The sequence below is a fragment of the Nocardia sp. NPDC004722 genome (assembly GCF_053601505.1).
Window position 1 is genome coordinate 1 of sequence record NZ_JBSGBY010000837.1, and the last position, 2,873, is coordinate 2,873.

At 69.0% G+C, this 2,873-nt stretch carries 3 protein-coding genes; 1 reads left to right on the forward strand and 2 read right to left on the reverse strand.

The window, feature by feature from the left end; all coding sequences use genetic code 11:
• Both ACWELQ_RS42730 and ACWELQ_RS42735 read right to left on the reverse strand, forming a co-directional pair.
• Positions 1-797, reverse strand: a 797-nt coding sequence (locus ACWELQ_RS42730; protein ID WP_452402686.1) for an alcohol dehydrogenase catalytic domain-containing protein, incomplete at its 3' end; no start/stop codon positions are given.
• A 4-nt stretch (positions 798-801) separates the two neighbouring features.
• On the reverse strand, positions 802-1,986 hold the full coding sequence (locus ACWELQ_RS42735; protein WP_452402687.1) for an LLM class flavin-dependent oxidoreductase: 1,185 nt from the start codon (positions 1,984-1,986) through the stop codon (positions 802-804).
• 149 nt (positions 1,987-2,135) lie between these two features.
• Here ACWELQ_RS42735 and ACWELQ_RS42740 point away from each other — a divergent pair, with 149 nt between their 5' ends.
• Positions 2,136-2,783, forward strand: a complete 648-nt coding sequence (locus ACWELQ_RS42740) for a TetR/AcrR family transcriptional regulator (RefSeq protein WP_452402688.1) — start codon at positions 2,136-2,138, stop codon at positions 2,781-2,783.
• Positions 2,784-2,873: the final 90 nt, after the last annotated feature.

Genomic DNA, 2,873 nt, shown 5'->3' on the forward strand with positions numbered 1-2,873 from the left:
GGCATCGTCCGCATCAAGGTGCCGAGAATGCCCGCGCGACCACTGCATTCGTAGGCGATGAGAATTCCGGTGCCGGACTGCCCGATCACCGAATCCGCCTGCGCGACCGCGGTCGTCCACGCCGCGATCGGATCCTGTTCGTTCGGGTCCACCACGATGTCCGCGCCCACCGCCCGCGCCAGCTCGCGCCGCTTGGGCGAGGGTTCCGACGCCACCACCAGCCGCGCCCCGTGCGCCTTGGCCGCGATGATGGCCCCGAGTCCGATGGTCCCGCAGCCGATCACGAGCGCCGAATCCGCAGCGGTGAGCCCGGACTGCTGCACGTGCATCTCGCCCACGTGCAGCGGCTCGGCCAGGGTGGCGTGTTCCAGCGACAGACCGTCCGGCACCTTCCGCACCCAGTACCCGTCGACGACGATGCTCTCCCCGAACGCGCCGTGATACTCGTTGGAATACCCGATGATGGTCGGGATGCCGGTCGATTGCTCGGTCGCCAGCCCGATCCCGGCGACCCGGTCGCCGACCGCGAAATCCGTGACCCCCGCCCCGATTTCGGAGACGATCCCGGCGTACTCGTGCCCGAGCACCACCGGCCGCTCGGTGTCGAAGGTGGCCAGGGGATACCCGCTGTCGGCGGCCACCTGCACGAACCGGCACGGATCCTTCGACATCGACAGGTCGCTGCCGCAGATACCGCAGGCGGCCACCGCGATGCGCAGCTGCCCCGGCCCGAGCGCGGGCGGTTCGGCGATCTCGGCCGCGGTGAACTGTCCGTTCAGAAACTGTGTGGCGCGCATGCGATCACGCTCCCGTCGCGGCAGCGCCGCCGTAGTAGTCGGTGTGCGCCTTGGTGATCGCGGTGACCAGCTGCCCGATCAGCAGCTCCCGATTGTCGGCCGCGTACTGCAGGCTGTCCTCGCGGCGGCGATTGCGGTTCTTGAAGTGCGGGATCACCTCCGAGGCGAACAGCTCGTAGCTGCGCTTGGTGTCCTCCCAGCTCGCCATGTCCACGTGCAGTACGAGCATGGTGCCGAAGCCGCCGGTCTTCTCGACCAGCGCCTCGATCCGCGCGATCGCCTCGTCGGGCGTGCCGATGATGGCCTGCCCGAATTCCCCGAGGTTCTCATTGCGCCACTGGTCGATGATGCCCTTGGGTGAGTCCGCCCACGCGGGCTGCTCGCCGGTCTGCCGGTTCACGTACGCCGCCATGGATCCGATGCGGCGGCTCACCGCGCGCTCGGCGTCGGCGCGCGTCTCGGCCAGGAAGATCGGATTGACCAGCCGCCAGCGCGAGCGGTCGGCGGTGTAGCCGTGCTCGGCGCACACCTTCTCGTAGACGCCCCAATTGCGGTCCAGCACTTCGAATCCCATGGGCGAGCTGGCCGCCAGCGACAGCAGCGACAGCCCGTGCGTGCCCGCCAGCACCGAGCCGTTGGGGGAGATGGTCGAGGCGGTCGCGACCTCGATGCCCGCCGGATCGTAGGTGGGCAGCTGGGCGCGGGCGTCGCGCAGGGTGAACCAGTCGGTGGTCATATTGACGACCTCGCCGCGCAGCAGCGCCAGAATCGCTTCCAGCGCTTCACCTTGGCGGCGGCGCTGATCGGACGGGTCGATGCCCATCATGTGCGCGTCGAGCGGGATCTTGCCGGGCCCGGTGCCGAAGATCAGCCGCCCGCGGGTCTGCAGGTCGAGCTGGGTGATGCGGTCCACGGTGACCAGCGGATGGTGGTAGGGCAGCGACACCACGCCGGTGCCGAAGCGAATCCGCTGCGTGCGCTCGGCGGCCGCGGCGATGAAAACGTCGGGGGCGGGCACGATCTCGGCCCCGGTGGAGTGGTGTTCGCCCATCCACGCCTCGTCGAAGCCGAGGTGGTCGAGGTGTTCCATGAGATCGATATCGCGGCGCAGCTGTAGCGCCGGATCGGCGTCGAGGGGGTGATAGGGCGCGAGGAAGGCCCCGAATTTCATCGAATCAGCGGTCCACATCGTGGAGCTCCTTACCCGAGTGCGCCGGGCTTCGTCGCCCGGAGCGGTACCCCGAGTAAAACTGGATCAAGTGATCCACAAGTTGACCGGTCCCGCTGAGTGGGAGACGCTCCGACGAGCCCATATGCCCGGTGTGCCAAGCTCGTGCCATGACGGTCCCGATGCAGAACCGCCAGGGCGCCGCGACCCGCACCCGTCTGGTGAAGACCGCCGAGCGCCTGTTCGCGGCCCACGGCGTGGACGCGGTGTCGGTGCGCGCGGTGAACGCCGCCGCCGGGCTCGGCCCCGCCTCGGTCAACTACCACTTCGGCACCAAGGACGATCTGATCGCCGCCGTCCTGCTCGATCTCGGCGCGACCGTCCGCGACCGCATCCGCGCCAATGCCGAGCGGCTCGCGGCCGACGAAACCCCGCCCACCGCGGAGACTCTGGTGCGCGCGGTGACCGAGCCCTATCGGGACCTGCTGCTACGGCAGCGCACTCGCGGCATGCGCTGGATCAAGATCGTGACCAGGCTCTCGCTGCACGGCCATCCGGCGCTCACCGCCGCCGAAGGTGATCTGCCCGACCTGCTGCTGGTCCAGTTGCGCCGTGCGTTCCCGGACTCGGATCCCGCTCGCCTGGAAGCCCGCTGGGCGATTGCCCTGATGGGGTTCCTCCAGGCCCTGAGCCGGGCCGACGAATGGCATCCCGGCTCGGCCCCGCCGCCCGAGCCGGAACTGACCGCGCTCTACGAGGATCAGGTGATCTTCCTCATCGGCGGCCTGGACCGGTTGCTGGGTGGAACCATTCGCTGAATCTCGGGTGACGCGAAGGTGGACGAAACATGACATACTTCGCGCACCCCCGGAGACTGCGAAAGCGAAACCCCCATGGCCGAAGACCCC

Bases quoted from the DNA above. Each gene is read 5' to 3' on its own strand.
- ACWELQ_RS42740 (WP_452402688.1), top strand. From the start codon at position 2,136: ATGACGGTCCCGATGCAGAACCGCCAGGGCGCCGCGACCCGCACCCGT.
- ACWELQ_RS42735 (WP_452402687.1), bottom strand. From the start codon at position 1,986: ATGTGGACCGCTGATTCGATGAAATTCGGGGCCTTCCTCGCGCCCTAT.